Origin of the sequence: Halobaculum sp. MBLA0143 (genome assembly GCF_041361465.1) — an archaeon.
Lineage (GTDB): Archaea > Halobacteriota > Halobacteria > Halobacteriales > Haloferacaceae > JAHENP01.
This window is the reverse complement of the sequence record NZ_JBGKAC010000001.1, coordinates 1,844,133-1,867,167: the sequence shown is the minus strand read 5'-3', so window position 1 is coordinate 1,867,167 and position 23,035 is coordinate 1,844,133. Positions and strand designations below refer to the sequence as shown.

At 69.7% G+C, this 23,035-nt stretch carries 19 protein-coding genes; 11 read left to right on the top strand and 8 right to left on the bottom strand.

Going from position 1 to position 23,035, the window contains the following annotated elements:
* Positions 1-29: 29 nt before the first annotated feature.
* Positions 30-1,016, top strand: a complete 987-nt coding sequence (locus RYH79_RS09555) for an LD-carboxypeptidase (RefSeq protein ID WP_370898511.1) — start codon at positions 30-32, stop codon at positions 1,014-1,016.
* Here RYH79_RS09555 and RYH79_RS09550 read toward each other — a convergent pair whose 3' ends face one another.
* A complete protein-coding gene (locus tag RYH79_RS09550) occupies positions 1,017-1,715 on the bottom strand; it encodes a type I 3-dehydroquinate dehydratase (protein ID WP_370898510.1) in 699 nt (232 codons plus the stop codon). It lies immediately after the preceding gene.
* A 221-nt stretch (positions 1,716-1,936) separates the two neighbouring features.
* Here RYH79_RS09550 and RYH79_RS09545 point away from each other — a divergent pair, with 221 nt between their 5' ends.
* Positions 1,937-3,058, top strand: coding sequence for a S8 family peptidase (locus RYH79_RS09545; protein WP_370898508.1), 1,122 nt, complete (start codon positions 1,937-1,939; stop codon positions 3,056-3,058).
* 55 nt (positions 3,059-3,113) lie between these two features.
* Here RYH79_RS09545 and RYH79_RS09540 read toward each other — a convergent pair whose 3' ends face one another.
* Entirely contained in the window at positions 3,114-4,754 is a 1,641-nt protein-coding gene (locus RYH79_RS09540) for a gamma-glutamyltransferase family protein (protein WP_370898506.1), read from the bottom strand.
* Between the two features lie 84 nt (positions 4,755-4,838).
* Complete coding sequence (locus RYH79_RS09535) at positions 4,839-6,275, bottom strand: ATP-binding protein (protein ID WP_370898504.1); 1,437 nt, start codon at positions 6,273-6,275, stop codon at positions 4,839-4,841.
* 479 nt (positions 6,276-6,754) lie between these two features.
* Between RYH79_RS09535 and RYH79_RS09530 the strand changes: the two genes are divergently transcribed.
* The gene (locus RYH79_RS09530; protein ID WP_370898502.1) at positions 6,755-6,880 is read left to right on the top strand and encodes a hypothetical protein; all 126 of its coding nucleotides are present in this window, start codon (positions 6,755-6,757) and stop codon (positions 6,878-6,880) included.
* A 1-nt stretch (position 6,881) separates the two neighbouring features.
* Here the strand turns inward: RYH79_RS09530 and RYH79_RS09525 are convergent, their stop codons facing one another.
* A complete protein-coding gene (locus RYH79_RS09525; RefSeq protein ID WP_370898500.1) occupies positions 6,882-8,240 on the bottom strand; it encodes a M28 family peptidase in 1,359 nt (452 codons plus the stop codon).
* A gap of 238 nt (positions 8,241-8,478) precedes the next feature.
* Between RYH79_RS09525 and thsA the strand changes: the two genes are divergently transcribed.
* A complete protein-coding gene (gene thsA / locus RYH79_RS09520) occupies positions 8,479-10,017 on the top strand; it encodes a thermosome subunit alpha (RefSeq protein ID WP_370900846.1) in 1,539 nt (512 codons plus the stop codon).
* A gap of 315 nt (positions 10,018-10,332) precedes the next feature.
* Here thsA and RYH79_RS09515 read toward each other — a convergent pair whose 3' ends face one another.
* Positions 10,333-10,506, bottom strand: coding sequence for a hypothetical protein (locus RYH79_RS09515; protein WP_370898498.1), 174 nt, complete (start codon positions 10,504-10,506; stop codon positions 10,333-10,335).
* 351 nt (positions 10,507-10,857) lie between these two features.
* On the opposite strand from RYH79_RS09515, the gene RYH79_RS09510 reads away from it, so the two are divergent.
* Complete coding sequence (locus tag RYH79_RS09510; protein ID WP_370898496.1) at positions 10,858-11,205, top strand: hypothetical protein; 348 nt, start codon at positions 10,858-10,860, stop codon at positions 11,203-11,205.
* Between the two features lie 72 nt (positions 11,206-11,277).
* Here RYH79_RS09510 and RYH79_RS09505 read toward each other — a convergent pair whose 3' ends face one another.
* Both RYH79_RS09505 and npdG read right to left on the bottom strand, forming a co-directional pair.
* Positions 11,278-11,487: a hypothetical protein gene (locus RYH79_RS09505; RefSeq protein WP_370898494.1), complete on the bottom strand. Its 210-nt coding sequence runs from the start codon at positions 11,485-11,487 to the stop codon at positions 11,278-11,280.
* Between the two features lie 81 nt (positions 11,488-11,568).
* Complete coding sequence (gene npdG / locus RYH79_RS09500) at positions 11,569-12,237, bottom strand: NADPH-dependent F420 reductase (RefSeq protein ID WP_370898492.1); 669 nt, start codon at positions 12,235-12,237, stop codon at positions 11,569-11,571.
* Between the two features lie 469 nt (positions 12,238-12,706).
* Here npdG and RYH79_RS09495 point away from each other — a divergent pair, with 469 nt between their 5' ends.
* Complete coding sequence (locus RYH79_RS09495; RefSeq protein ID WP_370898490.1) at positions 12,707-13,195, top strand: Lrp/AsnC family transcriptional regulator; 489 nt, start codon at positions 12,707-12,709, stop codon at positions 13,193-13,195.
* Between the two features lie 19 nt (positions 13,196-13,214).
* Here the strand turns inward: RYH79_RS09495 and RYH79_RS09490 are convergent, their stop codons facing one another.
* On the bottom strand, positions 13,215-14,078 hold the full coding sequence (locus RYH79_RS09490) for a TIGR01548 family HAD-type hydrolase (RefSeq protein ID WP_370898488.1): 864 nt from the start codon (positions 14,076-14,078) through the stop codon (positions 13,215-13,217).
* A gap of 87 nt (positions 14,079-14,165) precedes the next feature.
* On the opposite strand from RYH79_RS09490, the gene RYH79_RS09485 reads away from it, so the two are divergent.
* The 5 genes from RYH79_RS09485 (at position 14,166) to RYH79_RS09465 (ending at position 23,012) form a co-directional block, all read left to right on the top strand.
* Positions 14,166-14,966, top strand: a complete 801-nt coding sequence (locus tag RYH79_RS09485; RefSeq protein WP_370898486.1) for an inositol monophosphatase family protein — start codon at positions 14,166-14,168, stop codon at positions 14,964-14,966.
* A 419-nt stretch (positions 14,967-15,385) separates the two neighbouring features.
* The gene (gene gltB, locus RYH79_RS09480) at positions 15,386-19,999 is read left to right on the top strand and encodes a glutamate synthase large subunit (protein WP_370898484.1); all 4,614 of its coding nucleotides are present in this window, start codon (positions 15,386-15,388) and stop codon (positions 19,997-19,999) included.
* A gap of 106 nt (positions 20,000-20,105) precedes the next feature.
* Positions 20,106-20,960 carry a hypothetical protein gene (locus RYH79_RS09475; protein WP_370898482.1) on the top strand — a complete coding sequence of 285 codons (855 nt, stop codon included), beginning with the start codon at positions 20,106-20,108 and terminating at the stop codon, positions 20,958-20,960.
* Positions 20,961-20,966: 6 nt separating this feature from the next.
* Positions 20,967-21,467 (top strand): hypothetical protein, encoded by a 501-nt coding sequence (locus tag RYH79_RS09470; protein WP_370898480.1) that lies wholly within the window; start codon positions 20,967-20,969, stop codon positions 21,465-21,467.
* Positions 21,468-21,578: 111 nt separating this feature from the next.
* Positions 21,579-23,012: an ATP-binding protein gene (locus RYH79_RS09465; RefSeq protein ID WP_370898478.1), complete on the top strand. Its 1,434-nt coding sequence runs from the start codon at positions 21,579-21,581 to the stop codon at positions 23,010-23,012.
* Positions 23,013-23,035: the final 23 nt, after the last annotated feature.

Genomic DNA, 23,035 nt, shown 5'->3' with positions numbered 1-23,035 from the left:
TACAAGAACGCCGACAGAATACCGCCGGTGTGACGAGCAGACGGCCGCCGCCCGTGCGGGAGGACGGGCGGGTCGCGTTGGTCGCGCCGGGAGTGCCCGTCTCCGCCCGACGGACGGCGCTGGCGGCGACACGGCTCCGTTCCGTCTTCGGACTGACGACGACCCGGTACCCGACGGCCCGGCGGTCACCGGCCGACGGGCCGGCGCCGCCGGCCGAGCGGGCCGAAGAGCTGATGCGCGCGTTCTCGGACCCGGCCGTCGACGCCGTGTTCGCGGTCGCCGACGGCGGTCCGGCGGCGCGTGTCGTCTCACACCTGGACGAGGGCCGGCTCCGCCGCCACCCGACTCGGTTGTTCGGCACCGGCCGGGTCGACGCCGTCCGACTGTTCCTCTGGCGGCTCGGAGTCGTCTCCTGGGGAGTGTCTGCGCACCCGGCGCTGACGCGCGAGGCTGGTGTCGACGGCCGGCTCCGGGACGGCCTCTCGCGGGCGTTGTTCGGACGCCTCGGCGACGTCACGTCACCGACGGCGTCGGCCGACGGCGACGACGGGAGACGGTCGCTCGGCGACGAGACGGCCTCGCGCTCGGGCTGGCGGTGGCGGGACCGCGGCACCGTCGCCGGTCCGGTGTGGGGCGGGCGACTCGGCGTCGTCAGACGGGAGCTGTGTGCCGCCCGGCTCTCGCCGGCGCCCGAGCGGCTGGAGGGTGCGGTGTTGGCGTTGTCGGCCGGCGGAGCGCTGCCGCCCGGGACGGCCGTGACGCGGCTGTTGGGAGCCCTCGGACGGCGAGGGTGGCTGACCCGGGTCGACGGGCTCCTGTTGGCTCGGCCGCCCGGCGGCGAGACGCCGGCCGTCTCGACAGTGTTCGAGGCAGCCGAGCGACAGCTCGCGCGACACGCCCCCGACACGACCCTCCTCGCGGGAGTGGCGTTCGGTGGGTCGACGCCCGCAGTGCCGTTGCCGCTCGGGGCGACCGCGCGGCTCGTGCCCGACACGGGCGGGCTCGTCTTCGAGTAGCTACCGCGCGTTCAACGGGACGAGTCCGTCGACGAGCCGCCGGAGCGTCGTCAGGTCGTACTGGCCGGGTGCGGTCGCCGCGTCCGTCCGGACGGGCGCGTAGCCGATCAGGGAGCCGTAGACGGGGGCGACGGCGCGGGTGTGGGCGCCGGCGGCACCCATCGCCATCGCGGCGACACGGTGGCCGCGGTCCGTCGCGCGCTGGGTCGCAGACAGGAGCGCGAGCGCGTCGGCGGTGTCCGTCGCGGTGACGGCCACCTTCCCGATGTCGCCCGCCTCGGCGGCCGCGGAGAACAGCCCGTCCAAGGTGCCGTCGTCGGGTGTCCCCTCGAAGTCGTGGACGGAGGCGACGACGGTCACGCCCGCGGCTGCGGCCCGCTCCCGGAGCCTCGACGCGCCCGTGTCCCCCGGCTCCGTCCGGCCCCGGAGCGCGGCCAACTCCACGTCGACCGCGACCACGGCCTCGTGGTCGACAGCCTCCGCGAGCAGGGAGAGCCGTCCCTCCGGGTCGGCCTCACCACCCTCCCAGACCGGGCGATTGGTCACGAGCAGAGGGAGTTCCCCGTCGTAGTCGTCCAACGCCGCCCGCGGGTCGTCCGCGAGATCCGCGCGAAACTCCAGGAGGTCAGCCTCGGCTCTGGCGGCCGGCTCTTCGGTCAGGTCGGCCGTCGAAGCGGCCAAGCGAAATCCGTCGAACATCACGGCGACAGACGCGGCCGCGGCGTGAAAAGCTACCGTCACTCGCCGGAGCCCCCGTTCTCCGCCCACTGCTGCTAGTCGAGTGGCTGTAGATCAGAAAGAATTACGACAGAATTTTCTGGAAGTCGCTGCTCGGGCACACGAAATACACGCTTCGACGACAAAGGTACGTAGAATATAACACAAAAGTTAATTGGGGGTGCCACTAGGTGACGCATGCGATGTCACAGGACGGGACACCACTGTCACGACGCAACGCGCTTCGAACGATCGGTGCGACCGCGGGGGCCTCGGCGCTGTCCGGGCTCGCCGCCGCCGCGCCGGACGACGAGGTGGAGGTGAACGTCGGCTTCGTCAACGGGGCTGGACGCCGTGCGGCCGAGCGGAAGGCCACGGAGACGGTCCGGAAGTTCGACTTCGACGTGGCGACGATGCGGATGCCGGCACGGGCCGCCGAGGCGCTCGAGAACAACCCGAACGTTCGGTACGTCGAAGAGAACGGCGAGATGTTCGCCCTCGCGCAGGACGTACCGTACGGGATCTACCAAGTCGGCGCAGACGAGTCGATCACCTCGGGGTACACCGGTGCCGGCGCGGACGTGGCCGTCGTCGACACCGGAATCGACCCGAACCACCCGGACCTGGAGCCGAATCTCGGACAGGGTGCCTACGCCGTCGAGTGTCGAGGCTGTTCTGTCGGCTGGGGCGACGACAACGGTCACGGCACTCACTGCGCCGGGACGGTCGGCGCCGTCAACAACGGTCGCGGCGTCGTCGGCGTCGCGCCGGACGTGACGCTGCACGCCGTGAAGGTGCTGGGCGCCCGCGGCGGCGGCTCCTACTCCGACATCGCCGCCGGAATCGAGTACACCGCGAACCAGGGCTGGGACGTCGCCTCGCTGTCGCTGGGCGGGGGCTACTCCCGAGCCGTCGCGGACGCCTGTTCGTACGCCGCCGGTGCCGGCGTGTTCCTGTCTACCGCGGCCGGCAACTCCGGGCCGTGTCGAGACTGTGTCGGCTACCCGGCGGCGTTGGACGAGACGGTCGCCGTCTCGGCGGTCGACGACCGGGAGAGTCTGGCGGGCTTCTCCTCGACCGGGCCGGAGGTCGAACTCACCGCGCCCGGCGAGGGCGTGCTGTCGACGCGGGCCGGCGGCGGGACGGAGGTGTTGTCGGGCACCTCGATGGCCTGTCCGCACGTCTCCGGCGCGGCCGCGGTGCTGATGGCCGAGGGCTACTCCGCGAGCCAGGCCCGGCAGCGACTGAAGAACACTGCGACGGACCTGGGGCTCTCGAGCAACGAACAGGGCGCCGGCCAGATCGACCTCGGCTCCGCGATCTGAACTGCGGCGACCCAGTGACGACCCCGGTCGCGGACGCTCCCGCGACCGTGACTGTTCAGTACCCGACCGCGTTCCCGTCTTTCCGCGGTTCGGTCGCGGCCGACAGCGTCCCGTCCTCGCTGCGGACGATCTGGGCCCCGCCGAACAACGACGGCGGCAGCGTCTGCACCTCGTGGCCTTTTCGGACGAGCTTGCCCGCAGTGTGGCCGTCGAACTGCGGCTCGACCGCCAGCGAGCCGTCCTCGCGGTAGCGCCACCGCGGCCGGTCCAACGCGGCCTGCAACGGCAGCCCGTAGTCGACGACGTTCGAGATCACCTGGAGGTGGCCCTGCGGCTGCATGTAACCGCCCATCACGCCGAACGCGGCCCAGTCTTCGCGGTCACCCTCGGGCGCGAAGTCCGCGAGCGCCGGTATCAGGGTGTGGAACGGGCGCTTGCCGGGCGCCAGACTGTTGGGGTGGTCCGGATCCAACGAGAACGACGACCCACGGTTCTGGAGCGCGATTCCGGTGTCGCCCGCGACGAGTCCGCTCCCGAACCCGGCGAACCGAGAGTTGATGTACGCCACGACGTTGCCTGCGTCGTCGGCGGTACACAGCAACACCGTGTCGGCGTCTTCCGCGTTCGCGTCCGGCACGCCGAACGTCACGTCGTGGTTCGCGGTGTCGCCGATCAGCTCCGCCCGGTCGCGCGCCCACTCTTTCGACCCCAGCGGCGGGTGGTCCTCGTACTCCGGATCCGTGATGTAGTGGTGGCCGTCCTCGAAGGCGACCTTCATCGCCTCCGCGAAGGCGTGCACTCGTTCGGGCGAGTCCAACGGGTTGTCGCCGGCGCCGATCTCCTCGGCGACGTTCAGCGCCTCCAACGCGATCAGCCCCTGGTTGTTCGGCGGGAGCTCGTACACCTCCGTCCCGTTGTACGTCGTCGAGACGGGGTCGGGGAACTCCGGCTCGAACTCCGCGAGATCGTCGACGGTCATGAACCCCCCGTGTGACTGCACCTCCTCGGCGATCTGCTCCGCGATCTCGCCCTCGTACACCACGTCGGCGCCCCGGTCGGCGATCTGTTGGAGCGACTCGCCGAGCCGCGGCAGCGTCGCCGTCTGGCCCACGTCCGGCGACTCCCCGTCGAACAGGTACGCCTCGCGGGCGTTGTCGTCCGTGAACAGCTCCTCGGCGTGGCTCCAAGCGCCCGCGATCAGCTCCGAGACGGGGTACCCCTCCGTGGCGTACCGGATCGCCGGCTGGAGCAGCTCCGACAGCGACTTCTCGCCGAACCGCTCGGCGGTGACCTCCCACCCTCTGGCGGTCCCGGGCACCGTCACCGTGTGCGGGCCCGTGTCCGGCATCGTCGCCTCGCTCGGCTCGTCGGCGTCCGTCTCCGGGTCGTCCGCGACGGCCTGCCGGACGTTGTCGATCGTGGCGTCGGCGGGCGCGTGGCCACACGACCGCATCGCCCCCACCTCGCCGTCGGCCGTGCGGTACAGCGCGAACACGTCGCCGCCCAGCCCCGTCGACGTTGGCTCGACGACGTTCAACGCCGCCGCCGTCGCCACCGCGGCGTCGAAGGCGTTGCCGCCGTCCTCCATCGTCGAGAGGCCGGCTTGGGCCGCGAGCGGCTGGCTCGTTGCGACCACGCCTCGCTGGCCGTAGACGGTGGAGCGACGCGACTCGAACCGGTCCGGATCGGGTTCCATACCCGTCCGTCGGGTGTGGTGGGCAAAAGGTCACGGCAGGCGGCCGCCTGTTCCGGGTTTGGCCGAGCGGGGAGACGGCGTGGTTCAGCAGAGCGAGAGAAACAGCCACGCCGGAACGTGAACGACTCGATCGTCGACCGCCAACGCGCCGGCGTTGTTGACCGCCAGACCGAACTCCGCGTTCTTTCTCTGAACGAACTGTCTGACACTCCCGAGGTTCGCGTCGGTGGAGTCACCCCACTTCACCTCGACCGGGAGGACGTAGTCGTGTCCGCTGACGACGAAGTCGACTTCGCCGGTCGTCTCACAGTACTCGACCGTCGTGTTCCGTCTGCCCGAGAGGTAGTGTTGTAACCGCCGCAGGTGATCACAGACCATCGTCTCCAACTGGACGCCTCGGTCTTCGGCAGCGGTCGGTGTATCGGGCGTCACGCCGAGCAACGTGTTCAGGTGTCCGACATCGTTGACGTACGCCATCGGCTGCTTGCGTCCTGGCTTCGCCGACCCAGTGTAGTGCTGACACCTGTACACGAGAAAGAACTCTTCGAGGTGACTCACGTACCGCTCGACCGTCGACCGCGCCGTCTCGGTCTCCTTACTGATCCGGTCTACATTGATCTTCGAACCGGTAGACTCCGCGAAGTACCGTAGTACGCCGAACACCGCGTTCGGCTTCTTGACCGAGTACGTCGACTCAATGTCGCCCGTGACGACCCGTTGGAGGTCCTGATCGAGTTTGTAGAGCGCAGCGGCCGGGTCCTTGTCGAGAACCCCAGGGTACCCCCCATTCGTGAGGTAGTCGTTCAGCAGCGAACGAAGTTCGGGCTCGTCTTCCGAGCGGAAGGCGAAGCTACGCTTGAGTTCGGACTCGAAGGACTCACGATCACCGGTGGTCAGCGCGTCCTTGAGACTGGCGCGCAGACCCGTGGCCTGTGGCGAGTCGAGATCACTGTGGTAGTCGACGTAGTCGGCAAATTTGAACGGAACGACAGTCCGCTGCTCCGTCCGCCCGACTAACGTGTCGCTCGCGTCACGCTGGATGAGTGCACTCACCGAACCCGTCACGACGAACGACAGATTCGACACCGTGTCGACGTAGAACTTGAGCGTCTCGTCCCAGTCGTCGACCTTCTGGATCTCGTCGACGAAGACGTACGCCGTCTCGTCGAGTTTATCGAACGACTTCTCCAGGAAGTGCCGCTCGTACGCTTCGAGCAGGTCCGCGACCACCTCCCCGGACTCCGGCAAGAGCTGACTGGTCTCCGTGGTCAGATACAGCACGCGGCGTGGATCGACACCACGTTCGTTCAGTAAGTGATCGACAAGTTGTCCGACGAGTGTGGTTTTCCCGACCTGCCGCGGGCCACAGATCGTCGTCACTGGCTCGTTGTCGATATCTGACTTCAGTGCGTGGAAGTCGCGGCGTCTGTACTGTCCCATCAACAGTGTCTCGGGTACATCGCCCCCGTCCCACCACGGGTTCAATCGTGCGAGCAGGCGGAGCAGGCGCTCCTCGTCCATACAGTAGCAACTATTGCCGGCAATGAAAAGTTTGGGTATGTGTCTGGCAGTTTAGCGCACGAGTTGTAAGGTGCGTCTGCCAATTTAGCGCACGAGTTGTAAGGTGTGTCTGGCAGTTTAGCGCACGAGTTGTAAGGTGTGTCTGGCAGTTTAGCGCACGAGTTGTACGGTGCGTCTGGCAGTTTAGCGCACGAGTTGTACGGTGTGTCTGGCAGTTTAGCGCACGAGTTGTACGGTGTGTCTGGCAATTCGAACTGAAACAGTCGGCACGCGGCCGCCCGCGAGGTCACTGCCGAACGAGCGCGAAACCGCACCCCCGCCACAACGATTTTACAAACAACCTTAGATCCGAAACTGATATCGAAGACCGCAGACGACCGCGCGACGCCGTCGGGCGACACGCTGCCGGTGGCGCGGCTCGTCGAACGGCCACGGCTCGCTCGGGTGTACAACACCACCACGAAACTGGGCCGGCGACTGTGAGAGAGACGACTGCGGCGTTGGACCTCCCGAGGCGAACCGTCTACGACGACGTGGAGACGCTGCGCGAGTCGTGGTTCGTCGGCGACGACGGTCGTCCCGAGCGGTACGCGGTAGACGAGTGAACTACTCCCCGTACGGCCACCGTCCGCCCTGCTTCAGCTCCTGTTCGTACCCCTCGTCGATCCGGTCGCGCATCTCCGCGCGGGTGCGATGCTCCGGCGACACGTCGCCGTTCGCCAGCCGAACGACGGCCTCGGCCACCTGAACCGCGACGGCCCGGAGGTCCCGGGAGTCGAGCTTGTCCAGCGTGTCGGCGTGGGTGTGGCCCCAGCCGCGGCCCGAGGAGTCGGACTGGGTCGACACCATCGTGGCGGGGACGCCCTCTTGGACGAACGCCCACTGGTCGCCGTGGGGCGAGATCGTGTCGCCGGTGGCCAGGGGGGCGCCGAGATCGTCCGTGACCCCTTCGAACAGCCCCGCGAGCGCGTCGAAGCCGTTGGAGCCGACGCGGAGGTCCCGCGAGGAACAGGCACCGTCCAAGTTGACGACCGCTCGGATCGAGTCGAGGTCGGTCGTCTCGGCGGTGTGGTAGGCGCCCCAGAGGCCGATCTCCTCGGCGCCGAAGGTGACGAGCCGGACCCGGGTGTCCAGGCCTACGTCGTCGTCGGCGAGCAGCCGGCCGACCTCGGCGACGAGCGCGGAGCCGGCGCCGTTGTCGTTGGCGCCGTCGGCGATGTCGTGGGCGTCGACGTGGGCGGTGAGCAGGACGGTCTCCTCGGTCGCCGGGCCCACCTCGCTGACGGCGTTGTGCGAGTCCGTCGACTCCGACCGGCAGTCGACGTCGACGGTCGCGGTGGCGTCGCCGCGAGCGTAGCGGGCGAGCCTGGCGCCGACCTCCTTCGAGACGCCGACGGCGGGGATCGGTCCGGGGCGCTCGTGGTAGCCCACTTCGCCCGTCGGCGGGACGGCGCCCTCGACGTGGTTGCGGAAGACGAACGCGGCCGCGCCGGCGTCGGCGGCGGCGACGTACTTCTCCATCCGGTGGATCCAACGGTCGGCGGTCTCGGGCGTCCGGGAGGACGCGAGGACGATCGCCCCGGAGAGGTCGCCCGCAGCGTCGAACTCGTCGTAGCCGCCGGCGCCGACGTCGACGACCCGACCGGTGACCTCGCCGGCGGGCGAGCCCGGGAGCGCGAGCACCTCGTGGTCGCCGTCGTGGTGCCGCTCCGTCGAGCCGTCGACGGTCAGACTCGACTCGCCGCGCCACCAGCCAGGAATCTCGAACGACTCGATCCGGGCGTCGCGCGCGCCGGCCGCGTCGAAGGCGTCCCGGACGACCTCGGCTCCGCGGCGCTCGCCCGCCTGGCCGGCCATCCGACTCCCCACGTCGGCGAGACTCGTCAGCGTCTCCCACCCGAACGCGCTCCGGTAGGCGTCCCCGACGACCGCGTCGGGCAACGCCAGGTCGGCGTCTCCGTACACGACGACCCGCTAGGCTGCGACCGCCGTGAGCCTTGGGCCCGCGGCGGTTCCCCCCGGGATCCGACCCGCTCGATCCGGTATAAGAACCCTGCGTGACAAGCGTCGACACACCCCGAGACGACCGCCGTACCCCGACTCCCCGAGCGTCGAGAGAAACGTTTATATAGAACCGAAACCACACTTCGAACTGAACATGTCATCTGAAGGCGCGCAGCGACGCCGCGGCGGAGCACAGCCGATGTTCGTACTCTCGGAGGACTCGGAACGAACCTCTGGGGAGGACGCACAGGCGGCCAACATCGACGCCGGGAAGGCGGTCGCGGAGTCCGTGCGCACCACGCTCGGCCCTCGCGGGATGGACAAGATGCTCGTCTCCGACTCCGGGGACGTCGTCATCACGAACGACGGCGCGACGATCCTGGAGGAGATGGACATCGACCACCCGGCCGCGAAGATGCTGGTCGAGGTGGCGGAGTCCCAGGCCGAGGACGTCGGTGACGGGACGACCACGGCCGTCACACTCGCCGGCGAGCTCCTCTCGCAGTTCGAGCAGCTTCTGGAAGACGACATCCACCCGACGACGGTGGTCCAGGGGTACAAGCAGGCCGAGCGAGCGGCCGTCGAGGCAGTCGACGACACGGTCGTCGACGGCGAGATCGACGAGGAGACGCTGACGGAGATCGTCACGACCGCGATGACCGGCAAGGGCACGGGCGGTGTCACGCCGGAGTCGCTGGCCGGCGACATCGTCGACGCCGTCCAACGCGTCGAGACCGAGGCGGGTGTCGACCGCGACGCCATCTCTATCGCCACCCAGCCGGGCAGTTCCGCCGGCGCGACGGAGCTGATCGAGGGTGTGATCGCCGAGGAGTCGGCCGCCCGCGACGACTCGCCGCGCAGCCTGACGGACGCGTCCGTCGGCGTGCTCGACGCCGACCTGGACCAGGCGGAGCCGGACGTGGACGCCGAGTGGCAGGTGTCGTCCCGCGAACAGCTCGACGAGGCACTCCAGGCGGAACGCGAACGGCTGGAGGAGTTCACCCAGGCCGTCCTCGACCTGGACGTCGACGCCCTGTTCGTCACCGGTGACGTGAACGAACAGGTCGCCGCGGCGCTCACCCGCGAGGACGTGCTCGTGTTCGACTCCGTCGACTCGGACACGGCCCGTTCGGTGGCGAAGGCGACCGGCGCCGCACAGATCGGCGACCTCGACGACTTCGAGGCCGACGACTTCGGGGCGGCCGACTCCGTTCGGATCGAGTCGTTCGACGACGACCTCGTGTTCGTCGAGGGCGGCGACGCCACGGAGACGGTGACGTTGTTCGTCCGGGGCGGCACCGGCCACGTCACCGACGAGCTGGAGCGAGCCATCCGCGACGGCGTCGACGCCGCGACGGAGGCCGCAGACACCGGGGAGATCGTCCCCGGCGCCGGCGCGACGGAGTTGGCCGTCGCCGCCGCCCTCCGCGAGGAGGCCGCCTCCGTCGAGGGCCGCGAGCAGCTGGCCGTCGAGGCGTTCGCCGACGCGTTGGACGTGATCCCGCGTACCCTCGCGCAGAACGCCGGCCAGGACCCGATCGACGCGCTCGTTGACCTCCGGAGTGCGAACGAAACCGGCCGCGCCGGTCTCGTCCAGACGGGCGAGGACACGGAAGTCGTCGACCCCGTCGGCGAGGGTGTCGTCGACCCGGCGTCGGTCAAGCGGGAGGCGATCCGCTCGGCGACGGAGGCCGCGACGATGCTCGCCCGCATCGACGACGTGATCTCCGCGGAGTGACGCCGCTCGCCGGGCGAGTCTAGTCCGGCTACCGACTCCGCAGTACCGGTCTCTCGACTGTCGTTCACCTCTCCGATCTGTTCCGAGTGAACTACCTCGTGGGCAAACCTCGGGGCACTCGCCTCGACAGCCCGTAGAACACGGCCGACCGACGACGACTAGCGACGGCTCGGCTTCGGCGGTGGGCTCCGCCTCGTCGGCGGCACCGTCGGTGTAGCGCTGCCGTCCACACTCGATGGCGTCTGTCCGTGTCTCGACGACCCGCAGAGCCTCCCTCGCCGGTCGGAGGGTCGGCCACCGACCGACGGCCCGGCCTCAGGCCAGGTCGACGACGATCTCCCCGTCCTTCTTGCGGAAGACGACCCGGTCGCCGATCTCCGGCTCCTCGTCCTCGTCGCCGAGCTCCTCTCGAACCGCTTTGATCAGGCTGATTCGCCAGCGCCGTGCGACCTTCGTAGTGCCGAGAATCTCGGCGTCTTCGTCCGACATACACCGGACAGTGTACCTCCACCGATATATGAACTATTAGCTACATCGACAGAGTCGCTGGCTCACACATATTTTGCCACCGAGTCGTGTGCGAATAAGTATAAAAAACGGAGCTACAAAAGATGTGTGGCGGCGGCCACGATTATCGGCTGGAGCCGACGACAGTTCGTGCCGTCGTGACGACGGGCTCTCGCACGGGGGTCGGACGACTCCGAGACCCGTCACCGAACCGACCGGTTCGCACCGAGACCCAGCAAATATAAGTGTTCTAGAAGCTTTTCAGCTTACAATTGCAGTAGTTTTATGCTATAACTACCTCAACTCGAAAACGCAACTATAGAACGAAGAACAGTGCTCAGACGGCTCGGCGCCGCGTCCGCGGGGCTGGCCGGTCTGGGTGGCGTCGCATCGGCAGAGACTGCCCCACTCGGCGGGGCGTTGGAGGGAATCGGCTCGGTGGACGTGTCGGACCGGTCCGGGCAGGTGCCGCTGTCGGAACTGTTGACAGACGAACAGTTGCAACGGGGCGGTGAGGACGTCGACCTGACGACGAAGTCCATCGTCGTCGACGAGACGGACTCGACGGTCACGCTCGACGACCAGTGTGGCTGTTACATCGGTTGTTGTGAGTGGGACAACCCGTGTGTCGAGTGTTGTCAGTGCGTCTGTGACAACTGCGACTCTGTCAGCGAAGAGTAGTCGCAGTCCGTGCGGTCGGTTCTCTCGGCCGAACGGGGGCGTCGGGCTCCCGAGAGCCGGCGGGGCCTGCCGTCAGCCCCCGACTGGTGTGACCCGATCCAGCAGCGCGTTCGGGTCGCCCGCCAGGTCCGTGCTGGAACAGGCCGTACAGGCGGCGTCCAGCGACCAGTCTCGACCGGCCGCTCGGGGACCGCCACCCTCGTCCGTCCGGACCTCGGCGGCGAGTTCGACGAGCAGGACGACCGACTCCGCGTGACCGCAGTTGCGACAGTGCAGACTCATGGTTGTGTGTGCCAGCTTGTCGTTTTCCGGCCGCTGGCACGCCAGTTTGGCCCCGGCACCGTACTTCAACCCTCGCCCGACTCAGTGGAACCGGACCCCCAGGTCGTGGAGGTCGTCGTTCTGCTGGGCGACGTTGATGAGCAACGGCGTGAGCGACTCCACCTCCGGAGCGGCGCCGAGCCCGCCGACCCGGAGCGCGCGCAGGCCGTCGATCTCCTCGGCCAACTGGACGACCCGAGCGACGGCGTCGTCGTCGTCGCCGAACACGAGCGTGTCGATCCCCATCGCCGCGTCCAGGTCGGCCAGGCGCCCGGCCGCGAGGTTGTGGAAGGCACCGACGACCGGGACGGCGTCGGGCGTCTCCTCGCGCACGAGCGCGGCGACGCTGCCGGCCGACGGCGGCCGGTAGGAGAAGCCGTCCTCGTCTCGCTGCATCCCGGCTGCGGGCGTCACCACCACGTCGTCGTCGTCGAGGCTGTCGGCGACGGCCGCGATCGTGTTGGCGACGTGGTACGGCGGCACCGCCAGGACGACCACGTCCGCCCGGTCGGCTGCCATCTTGTTGACGTAACCCGCGATGTCCGCGTCGCCGCCGGCGTCGGCGACAGTCTCCGTGTACGTCTCGGCGACCGTCCGGGCTCGCTCCGGATCCCGCGAGCCGACCAGCAGCTCGTGGGCCGTGTCCAGCCCCCACCTGACCGCCAGTCCCTCGCCAACGTCGCCCGTGCCGCCGAGTAGTGCTACTCGCATAGGACCCGTTCCGGCCGAGACGACACTAAGGGTTGCGTGACCGGACGGCGTTGCCGCGCCGGGAGAGTGACACGGATCGACCGCGCCCGTGAGCAGTGTCGACTATCCGTCTCCGACCGACCCCCGTCAGCGGACGAACCACGCGAGCAGCCGGTCGGCCGTTCCCGGCTGTCGGTCTGCCCGCGGGTACACCGTGATCGTCGTGCAGCCGAGCGCCGCCGCCCAACACGACGTGGGTCGTCTCGTGTGTCGCACCCGACTGGCTGTCTGTGGTAGGTCCGTCGAGTCTCGTTGTCTGTGTCCGTGTCTCCGGCCTCTGCTCGCTCGTAGAAGACGGAACCCGATAAAGTATCGAATCTATTTGCTGATCCGTCAGCAGAGGGGCCACAATCAACCGCAACTGTCACGAGAGTCCGGTAGTCGTCGCGGGTGAGACAGACTGAAATCCGGTGGCGCCGTCCGGACGGGTATGGACGACGGTGAGCTCGACTCGGTCGACAGGCGGATTCTCTATCACCTCCAGCGCGACGCCAGGCGGACCTCCTCCAGTGAGATCGCCGAGAAGCTGGACGTGTCACCCAGCACTGTCCGGACGCGGCTCAACAGGCTGGAAGACGGGGGGATCGTCCGCGGCTACCACGTCGACATCGACTACGAACGGGCGGGCTACCCTCTGTACACGAAGATCGTCTGTACGGCACCGGTCACGGAGCGGGACGAACTCGCGGAGCGCGCCCAGGAGATCGACGGGGTCACCGCCGTCCGAGAGGTGATGACCGGCGAGCGAAACGTCTACGTCAACGCCATCGGCGAGTCACACGACGACCTCTTCCGGATCGCCAGCGAACTGGACGAACTCGGCTTGGACGTGGTCAACGAACAGCTCGTCCGCAGCGAGTACGTCTGTCCGTACCACGGCTTCGGCACGGTCGACGACTTCGACACCGTCGAGGAGTGACAGCCACCCCGGAGGTCGGTCACTCCAGCGCGTCGGGCAGCGCGTTCACGTCGTCGACGACGAGACTCGCGCCCGCGCCCTCGAACTTCCGACGACCCTCCGTCCCCCGGAGCCCGCCCGTGAGCACCCCGACGCCCTCGTAGTCGGTCGTCTCGTCGGCCGTGTCGGCGTTGACGGCCGTCCGCACGTCGTCCAGGGTGTCGCCGGCGAACGCCACCCGGTCGGCGTCCGTCCGATCGGCCAGCGTCACGAGCGCCCCCGGGTCCGGCTTCCCCGCCTCCCAGTCGTCCATCGTGAACCGCCGCTTCGACGGGACGGACAGCCCGACTCGGTCCAACGCGATGTCGGCCTCGGCCGCCGGACGCCCGGTGAGCACACACACCGGGTAGCGATCCGTCAGCGTCGCGAGCGTCGCCGCCGTCGCCAGCAGGGGCTCCTCGTGGACGAACCCCGCGGTCTCGACGGGTGGTTCGCCGCCCTCGATCTCGCGGTAGAGGTCGGCACCCAGGTACAGCGCCTGGAACGTCTCCCGGAGCCGGTCGGAGTCCCACGCCGCCCGGATCTCGTCGTAGTCGTCGCCAAGCGCGGCCTCGAGGGCGTCGTGGACTCCCGTCAGACCGCCGCCGTGGTCGCCGACGGCGCCGCCGAACGCCGTCGGGTCGCCGTCGTAGCCGGCCCGTCGCGCGAGGACGTACAACGCGACCGCGTCCGTGACGAGCCAGTCGTTGTTGAAGCCGCCGGCGTCTTTCAGCGGCTGGATCACCGCCCGTGGCGGGTCCGTGTCGTGGACCCGCGCGACCGTCTCGACGACCGCCCGACGGTAGGAGTCGGCCACGTCTACGAGCACCCCGTCCACGTCCAGCACGACCGTGTCGACCTGCATCGGGCGGAGAGTGCTGGCCGGCGGTCTAAGGCCTTGCGTCGGCGACGGAAGCGACGGCTATTCCAACCGCTCGGCGCAATGCGGCCCATGAGCGAGTCGACACGCGCCGCGGTCGCGATCGCGGCGGCCCGTGCGGGCGCACGAGTTGCCGGCGGCGAGTTCCGTGGCGACCTCCCCGTCGAGACGAAGTCGTCGGAGACGGACGTGGTGACGGCCGCCGACCGCGAGGCTCAGTCGCGGGTGGTCGAGACGGTCGCGGAGACGTTCCCCGACGAGACGGTCGTCGGTGAGGAAGGAGACCTCCGGAAGACCGTCCCACAGACTGGCCCCGCTTGGATCGTTGACCCCATCGACGGCACGAACAACTTCGTCCGCGAGGTCGGGGAGTTCGCCACCGCGGTCGCGGCCGTCGACGACGCGGAGCCGCTCGCGGCCGCGACCGTGCTGCCGGCCCACGGTGACGCCTACCGCGCCGACGAGGAGACGCTGTACCGCAACGACGAACCGGTGTCCGTGTCGGACGTGTCGCAGCCGGAGTTGGCGTGTGTGGTGCCGACGGTGTGGTGGCCGCCGGACCGTCGCGAGGAGTACGCCCGGGCGTGTTCCGCCATCGTCCGACGGTTCGCCGACCTACGACGGTTCGGCAGCGCGCAGGCCGCGCTCGCCAGACTCGCCGCCGGCTCCGTCGAAGGTGTCGTCACGAACGTCGACTGTAACCCCTGGGACACGGTCGCCGGGGTCCACATGGTGCGTGTCGCCGGCGGCCGAGTCACCGACCTCGACGGCGACCGGTGGACCGCCGGCGACCGCGGGCTCGTCGCCTCCAACGGCGCCGTCCACGACGCCGTGCTGTCGACCGCCCGGGAGATCGACACCGCGGCCGACTGACACGACGACGGCCCCACCCAGCGACCGACCCCTCCTCCGACGGACCCATCTCGCGGCCGACTCCTCCTCCGACGGACCCACCTCGCGGCCGACCCACCTGGCCTCACCGACATCGATCCCTCACCCACACCCGTCACCGACCCACCTGCCCTCACCGACACCGACGCGACCGCCGTCCGCCACTGGGTGTCTGTCGAACCCGAGAACGACAGATCACGTTTGATTCTCGTCTCGGGACAGAAAATCACAGGACGTGAGGGGCACGGCGCTCGGTACAACCACGTTCCGAAACCCCGTCAAAGCGTCCGAGACCGACTCTGACGGCCGTCTCGCCGCGTATGGAAGGTACCTTATACGGTATGTATATTCGTGTTACCTTTCGAGAAGGCTACAAGAGGGATGCGGTCCAAGGAGTACGTATGACAGACACTGACGTGCAACCCGACCGCGACGAGGGGGCCGTCGCGGCCGACAACGAGGTAGCCGCCGGCGGTGGGCTCGCCGACCCGGCAGAGAGTCGAGCCAACTGTGGCGTCGGCGGCGTGGTCGACCTGGAGGGGGCCCCGACGCACGACACGGTCACGGACGCGCTCGGACTCCTGGCGGACATGGAACACCGCGGCGCGAAGGGCGCAGACCCGGACACCGGCGACGGCGCCGGCGTGATGATCGAGCGACCGGACGACTTCTTCCGTGCCGTCGTCGACTGCGATCTCCCCGAGACGTACGCCGTCGGGACGTTCTTCCTGCCGCCGAACGGTGTCGACGCCGCCCGCGAGACCGTCGAGACGCAGTTGGCTGCCCACGACGTGACGACACTCGCCTGGCGCGCCGTGCCGACGGCGCCCGACCGCGCCGAACTGGGAGAGACGGCACGAACGGCGGAGCCGGCCGTCTGGCAGGCGTTCGTCGCGCCCGCGGGCGACGCCGACACGGAGCGGTTCGACCGCGACCTCTACGTCGGCCGTCGGGCCGTCGAGTCGGCGTTCGACGACGGAGACGAGAGTCGGGAGCCGTACGTCGTCTCGCTGGACCGCGAGCGTGTCGTGTACAAGGGACTGTTGACGGCCGAGCAGCTCCGCGACTACTACCCGGACCTCCGTGACGACCGCCTCCGCTCGCGGGTCGCGCTGGTCCACGCCCGGTTCTCGACGAACACGCTGGGCGCCTGGCACCTCGCGCACCCGTACCGGAACGTCGTCCACAACGGGGAGTTCAACACGGTCGACGGCAACGTCTCCTGGATGCGGGCCCGGGAGGCGGACCTGGCCGGCGGCGGCTTCACCGACGAGGAACTGGAGACGATCAGGCCGGTCGTCACCGACCCGGACCAGTCCGACACCGCGACCGTCGACGAGTCGTTGGACCTGTTGCTCCAGGGCGGCCGGGAGCTCCCCCACGCGCTCCGGATGCTCGTGCCGGAGGCGTACCGTGGCGACCCGGAGATGTCGGCCGACCGGCGCGACTTCTACGACTTCCACGCCTCGCTCGTGGAGCCGTGGGACGGGCCGGCGCTCGTGATCGGCTTCGACGGCGACCAGGTCGCCGGCGTGTTGGACCGCAACGGGCTCCGACCGTGTCGGTACGACGTGACGACGGACGGCCGGCTGATCGTCGCCAGCGAGGCCGGCGCCCTACAGACGCCGCCGGAACGGGTCGAGCGACGCGGCCGACTCCGACCGGGCGAGGTGTTCGTCGCCGACCTGGAGGACGGTCGGGTCGTCCCGGACGAGGAGGTGTTCGCGGACCTGACGGACGAGCGCTACGGAGAGTGGGTCGAGGCGGAGTCGCGGGACGTCCAGACGGTCGCCGCGAGCGTCGACACCGGCGCGGCGGCGAACGCGGGCGAGGCGGACGCGCCGGACGCCGCCACGGACCCGGGGGCGTACCCCCCTGACCTCCGCCGACGCCAGGTGGCGGCGGGCTACAGCCACGACCAACTGAACACGATGCTGGAACCGATGGTACGCGACGGGAAGGACCCGGTCGGCTCGATGGGCGACGACACGCCGCCGTCCGTCCTGTCCGACAGCCGGCGGTCGTTGTTCGACTACTTCGTCCAGGGGTTCGCGCAGGTGTCGAACCCGCCCATCGACTACATCCGCGAGGACTTGGTCACCACGCTGGAGACCCGGCTCGGGCCACAACGGAACCTCCTGTCGGAGTCGCCGGAGCACGCCCGGCAGGTCGTCTGTGAGCAGCCGTTGCTGACGGACGAGCAGGCCGCGGCCGTCGAACGACTGGGCGAGGCGACCGACGGCGACCTCACCGCGACGACGCTCGACACGACGTTCCCGGTGGACACGACGGATCTGGAGACGGCCGTCGCCGACCTCCGCGAACGAGCGGCCGACGCCGTCCGCGACGGGACGGACGTGCTCGTCCTCTCGGACCGCGCGGAAGACGACGAGCGGGCGGCGATTCCGGCGCTGCTGGCGACCGCCGCGGTCCACACCGGTCTGGTCAGAGAGGGGCTCCGCGCCCGAACGGGGCTCGTCGTCCAGTCGGCTCACGCCTGTGAGGTTCACCACGTCGCGTGTCTGATCGGCTACGGTGCCGGCGCCGTCCACCCGCAGCTGGCGTACGACTCCGTCCGGGAGCTCGTCGCCGGCGACGACGGGGCAGACCCGCAGGAGGCGATTGCGGCGTACCGCGGTGCCGTCGCCGACGGGCTCTCGAAGACGATGGCGCGGATGGGAATCTCGGCGTTGTCGTCGTACCAGGGGGCGGCCGTGTTCGCGGCCGTCGGCCTGGAGGCGTCGTTCCTCGACCGGTACTTCACCGACACGGCGTCGAAGACGGAGGGGATCGGTCTCGACGAGCTCGAGGCGGACGTGCGAGCGCGTCACGCCGACGCCTACGACCGCGAGCCGGAGCTGCCACGCACCGGCGAGCACGCCCACCGGAGCGACGGTGAGCGACACGGCTGGAACCCGGACTCCGTCGGCGCGCTCCACGGCGCCGTCCGCGAGGGGGACCGCGAGCAGTGGGAGGCGTACGCCGACGCCGTCAACGGCGGCGACCGCCCGGACGCGATCCGAGACACGCTCGCGTTCGACTCCGACCGCGACCCGATTCCGGTCGAAGAGGTAGAGCCCGTGACGGAGATCGTCGAGCGGTTCTCGACGGCCGCGATGTCGCTCGGCTCGCTGTCGCCGGAGGCCCACGAGACGAACGCCGCCGCGATGAACCGGATCGGCGGCAAGTCCAACACCGGCGAGGGGGGTGAGCCGCCCGAGCGGTTCGACACGGAACGGGGGTGTTACGTCAAACAGGTCGCCTCCGGACGGTTCGGCGTGACGACGGAGTACCTCCGAGCGGCCGAGGAGATCCAGATCAAGATGGCCCAGGGGTCGAAGCCGGGCGAGGGCGGCCACCTGCCCGGGAGCAAGGTGAACGACCTGATCGCACACGTCCGGTGTTCCACGCCGGGCGTCGGGCTGATCTCCCCGCCGCCACAACACGACATCTACTCCATCGAGGACCTCAAGCAGCTGATCCACGACCTGAAGTCCGTCAACCCGGACGCGGACGTGAACGTGAAGTTGGTCGCCGGCTCCGGCATCGGCACCATCGCCGCCGGCGTCGCCAAGGCCAACGCCGACGCCGTCCACGTCTCCGGCCACTCCGGCGGGACGGGGGCGTCGCCGCGGACGAGTATCAAACACGCCGGGCTGCCGTGGGAGCTCGGACTCGCCGAGACCAACCAGATGCTCCGGGAGACGGGGCTGCGCGACCGGATTCGAGTGTCGACGGACGGCGGGCTGAAGACCGGCCGCGACGTGGCCGTCGCGGCCCTGCTTGGCGCCGAGGAGTTCGCCTTCGGCACGGCCTCGCTCGTCTCCTCCGGCTGTGTGATGGCGCGGCAGTGTCACCAGAACACCTGTCCGGTCGGTGTCGCCACCCAACGCGAGGACCTCCGCGACCGGTTCCCGGGCGAGCCGGAGCACGTCATCCAGTTCATGCAGTTCGTCGCGCAGGAACTCCGGGAGATCCTGGCGGACCTGGGCTACCGTTCCGTCGAGGAGGTCGTCGGGCGACCGGACCTGTTGAGCCGGCGCGAGGAACTGCCGGGGCGGGCGGACACGCTGGACCCGAGTGCGGTGCTCGCCACGCCGGCCGACGGCCCGCGGACGAAACGACAGTCGCAGCCGACGCCCGCGGGCGACCAACTGGAGGACCGACTCCTGTCGCGGATCGGCGACCACGTCCGCGAGGGAACGTCCGTCCAGGTGGAACACCCCGTGACGAACGCGGACCGGACGGTCGGCGCGACCGTCTCCAGGCGGGTGATCGACGCCCACGGCGGCGACGGGCTGCCGGAGGACACGGTGGAACTCGACTTCCACGGCGCCGCCGGCCAGTCGTTCGGTGCGTTCCTGGCGTCGGGCGTGACGGCGACCGTGACCGGGACGGCCAACGACTACGTCGGCAAGGGGCTCTCCGGTGGGACGGTCGTCGTCCGGGCCCCGTCGGAGGCGGCCTACGACCCCGCCGAGGAGGTGGCCATCGGCAACGTCGCGCTGTACGGCGCGACGGACGGCGCCGCCTACGTCGAGGGGGTGGCCGGCGAGCGGTTCGCCGTCCGCAACTCCGGCGCGACGGCGGTCGTCGAAGGTGTCGGCGACCACGGCTGTGAGTACATGACCGGCGGGGTCGTCGCCGTGCTCGGCGAGGTGGGCCGCAACTTCGCGGCCGGCATGAGCGGCGGTGTCGCGTACGTGTACGACCCGGACGGCACCGCAGCCGACCGGGTGAACCGTGGGATGGTGTCGACGAGCGACACGCTGTCGGACCGCGACCGCGCCATGCTCCGCCGACTGGTGGAGAACCACGCCGCCCGCACCGACAGCGACCACGCCCGCGAACTGTTGGCCGACTGGGATCGTGTCGTCGGTGAGTTCCTCCGGGTGTTCCCGGACCCGTACGCGGACGTGCTGGCGGCCGGCGACGCCGAGGACGTGCGGGCGGACCTCCCACCTCGCGTCGCCGACGCAACCGGGGAGTCTCCGGGGGTCCTCGGCGACGACTGAGTGGGGAACGGCGCCGCGTCGCCTGCGGTGTCGATCCGCCCGTGGCGCCGGGTCGCCGCTCCTGGCCGCCTGAAGACACTTACCCTGCCCGCGACAGCGATGGAGCGTGAGCCGTTTTCCCCCTCCGACACGACGCGCCCTCCTGTCGGCCGGCGCGGCCGTGGCCCTCGCCGGCTGTGTCGGCGGCCGCCGCGCCGCGACCCGGACGGCCACCGACCGCTCTCGCACCGCGACGGACGAGACGAGTCCGACCGCGACGGGGACCGAACCGGACGGGACGCCACGCCTCCGGGCGGCCGCGAGGGTGGTCCCGGCCGTCCGGTGGGTCCAGAGCCCGGACGCGATCCGGGTGACGGCGCCCGATCGGGACGCCTTCGTCCCCGCCAGGCTGCCGTCCGAACTCGCCGGCCCGCCCGCGTCTGCGTTCGAACTCCGGCTCGGCGGCGCGTCGTACACCGCCGAGTCGTTCCCCGGGGTGTTCTCGGAGACGCCCGGCGTCCGGCAGTTGTACACCGGCGACGAGTCGGCCGGCTGGCTCCTGTTCGACGTGCGCGAGACGGCGGCGACGGACGCGACGCTCGTCGGGCCGGACGGGCGGCGGGCCCGGCTCCCGGCCGACCGGCTCGCAGGTCTCGACGCTCGGTCGGCGCTCCGGGTCGCAGACGTGACGACGCCCGACGGCGTCCGGCAGGGGGCGTCGTTCGAGGTGAGCGTCAGCGTCCGCAACGAGGGTGACGGCCGCGGCGTGTGGCTGGGCGGGATTCAACAGAGCGGGGTCTACTACACCCCGACGACCGGCGTCCCGGCGGGGGAGACCCGCGAGGCGACCGTGCAGCCGGAGGCGTTCGGACAGCCCGGATCGACGGTCAGACTGTCGCTGACCTGGGCCGACGGGGACCGGACGCTGTCGGTCCCGATCGAGACCGAGGACACGGCGACGACCCCGAGACACACCGCCTGACCGACCGTGCCCGGAACCCCCGACCCCGTGCTCGGTTCGACTGCCCTCACCGTCGCCGTCGCCGTCTCCTTCGCCGCCGTGACCGTCGGCGCCGTCGTCTGGAGCCGTAACCGTTCGACTCGGACCGCCGCCGGGGTGACAGGCGTCGTCGCCGCCGGCTTCGTCGCCGTCTGGCTCGTCGTCCGGGTGGTCGCCTGGGTGCCGCCGTGGGAGTACCTCTCGCCGCCGAGCGCCGCCGCGACGGCCGCCCTCGTCGGGTTCGTCGCGATCGCGGCCTGCGTCGTCGTCCCCGCGGCGACGCTCCGGCGCGGGCTCGTCGCCCCGTTGGCCCCGCTCGCGGGCGCGACCGGACTGCTGGCGTTCGCGCTGCTCCGGGTCGGGGGGGAGTCGGACCCGTTGGTGATCTACGCCGTCGTCGTCTCCCCGGTCGTGTTGGGCGTCGAGATCTTGATCGTGGTCGCGGAGGCCGTGGTGCGGCGGCTCTGGCGAGCGGTGAACGCAGAGTGAGTCGGCGGTCGGTGTGTCGTCGGCTACAGAACTGTTCTCCGAGTTATTGTTCTCTAAGTTATCGTACTCTGTAGAACAGTTCTGCAGAAGACTGTTCTCCAAACTATTTTGTTGGCGGACGCCGTCGTCAGCCGTGCGCCAGGGTTCGTGAGCCGGACGGCGGAGCTGTCGCGGCTCCGGGAGCTGTACCGCTCGAATTCGGCGGAGCTCGCGGTCGTGTACGGCCGGCGACGGCTGGGGAAGACGGAACTCGTCTCGCAGTCGCTGGACGGGCGGGCGGACGCAGTCGTCTACCAGGCCCGGCAGAAGACCCGCGCGCTCCAGATCGAGCAGTTCCTCGACAGAGCCGCGGAGTCGTACCCCGGGGTGAGTCGACTCCGCCCGGACTGGGAGCCGATTCTCACGTACCTCGGACAGAACGACGCCGTCGTCGTGTTAGACGAGTTCCCGTACCTCGTCGCGGAAGACGAGAGTCTGCCGTCCGTCGTCCAAGCACTGTTCGATCGGGAGTTCGACGACGCCGCGCCGACGTTCGTCCTCGTCGGCTCCTCGATCAGCACGATGGAGGAGGCTGCTCTCCTGGGGTCGAGCCCGCTGTACGGGCGGTCTTCGCTGAAGCTGGACGTTCGGGAACTCCCGTTCGGGGCCGCGACGGAGTTTCTCGACGACCCGACACCGACGGAGGCGGTGTTTCTCTGGGGTGTGTTCGGCGGTGTGCCGTACTACCTCGAACGACTCGACCCGACGGCGTCGCTGGCGGCGAACGTCCACGACACGGTCCTGTCGGTCCACGGAACGCTCCACGACGAGCCGGACTACGTCCTCCGAATGGAGCTCAAGGAGCCGACCCGGTACTTCTCGATCTTGGAGGCGATTGCGGGCGGTAACACGGGCCGCAACGAGGTCGCGGGCGCGACCGGAATCGAGTACAACAGCCTGTCGACGTACCTGAGCCGACTCGAACGGCTGCGGCTGATCGAGCGGACTGTCCCAGTGACAGAACGGCCGGAGCGGTCGAAGCGGGGCCGCTACCGGCTGCGCGACAGCTTCTTCAGGTTCTGGTTCCGGTTCGTCTACGGTGCCGGCGGTCGGAACGACGAGCTCGGCCACGAGGCGTTCGAGACGCTGATCCGGCCGGAACTGCCCGACTTCGTCGCCCCCGCGTTCGAGCGGCTGTGTCGCGGGGCGCTCCGACCGCTGTACCCCGACCTGACCGTCACGGAGACCGGGCGGTGGTGGTACGGTGAACACGAGATCGACGCCGTCGGACTCACGGCCGGCGACACGCTCGTCGTCGGGGAGTGCAAGTTCCAGTCGTCGCCGGCGGGGTTCGACGCTCTCGAATCACTCCGGAGCCACACGGCAGAGCTCCGGTGGTCTCCCCCCGACGGAGGTGACCGCCACGTGCAGTACGCGCTGTTCTCTCGCAGCGGGTTCACGGAGTCGCTGACGACGCTGGCAGACGAACGAGACGACGTTCGGCTGTTCGACATCGGAGACGTGGTGGCCGCCCACGCCGGCACCGACCCCGGACCGACGGCCTGAAGCACGTCACGCCCCGTGAGACG

What these genes read in the sequence shown, in the direction of transcription:
- thsA (WP_370900846.1), top strand. Translation starts at nt 8,479, where the DNA reads ATGTTCGTACTCTCGGAGGACTCGGAACGAACCTCTGGGGAGGACGCA.
- RYH79_RS09505 (WP_370898494.1), bottom strand. Translation starts at nt 11,487, where the DNA reads ATGAGTCTGCACTGTCGCAACTGCGGTCACGCGGAGTCGGTCGTCCTG.
- RYH79_RS09490 (WP_370898488.1), bottom strand. Translation starts at nt 14,078, where the DNA reads ATGCAGGTCGACACGGTCGTGCTGGACGTGGACGGGGTGCTCGTAGAC.
- RYH79_RS09545 (WP_370898508.1), top strand. Translation starts at nt 1,937, where the DNA reads ATGTCACAGGACGGGACACCACTGTCACGACGCAACGCGCTTCGAACG.
- RYH79_RS09495 (WP_370898490.1), top strand. Translation starts at nt 12,707, where the DNA reads ATGGACGACGGTGAGCTCGACTCGGTCGACAGGCGGATTCTCTATCAC.
- RYH79_RS09485 (WP_370898486.1), top strand. Translation starts at nt 14,166, where the DNA reads ATGAGCGAGTCGACACGCGCCGCGGTCGCGATCGCGGCGGCCCGTGCG.
- npdG (WP_370898492.1), bottom strand. Translation starts at nt 12,237, where the DNA reads ATGCGAGTAGCACTACTCGGCGGCACGGGCGACGTTGGCGAGGGACTG.
- RYH79_RS09535 (WP_370898504.1), bottom strand. Translation starts at nt 6,275, where the DNA reads ATGGACGAGGAGCGCCTGCTCCGCCTGCTCGCACGATTGAACCCGTGG.
- RYH79_RS09515 (WP_370898498.1), bottom strand. Translation starts at nt 10,506, where the DNA reads ATGTCGGACGAAGACGCCGAGATTCTCGGCACTACGAAGGTCGCACGG.
- RYH79_RS09550 (WP_370898510.1), bottom strand. Translation starts at nt 1,715, where the DNA reads ATGTTCGACGGATTTCGCTTGGCCGCTTCGACGGCCGACCTGACCGAA.
- RYH79_RS09540 (WP_370898506.1), bottom strand. Translation starts at nt 4,754, where the DNA reads ATGGAACCCGATCCGGACCGGTTCGAGTCGCGTCGCTCCACCGTCTAC.
- gltB (WP_370898484.1), top strand. Translation starts at nt 15,386, where the DNA reads ATGACAGACACTGACGTGCAACCCGACCGCGACGAGGGGGCCGTCGCG.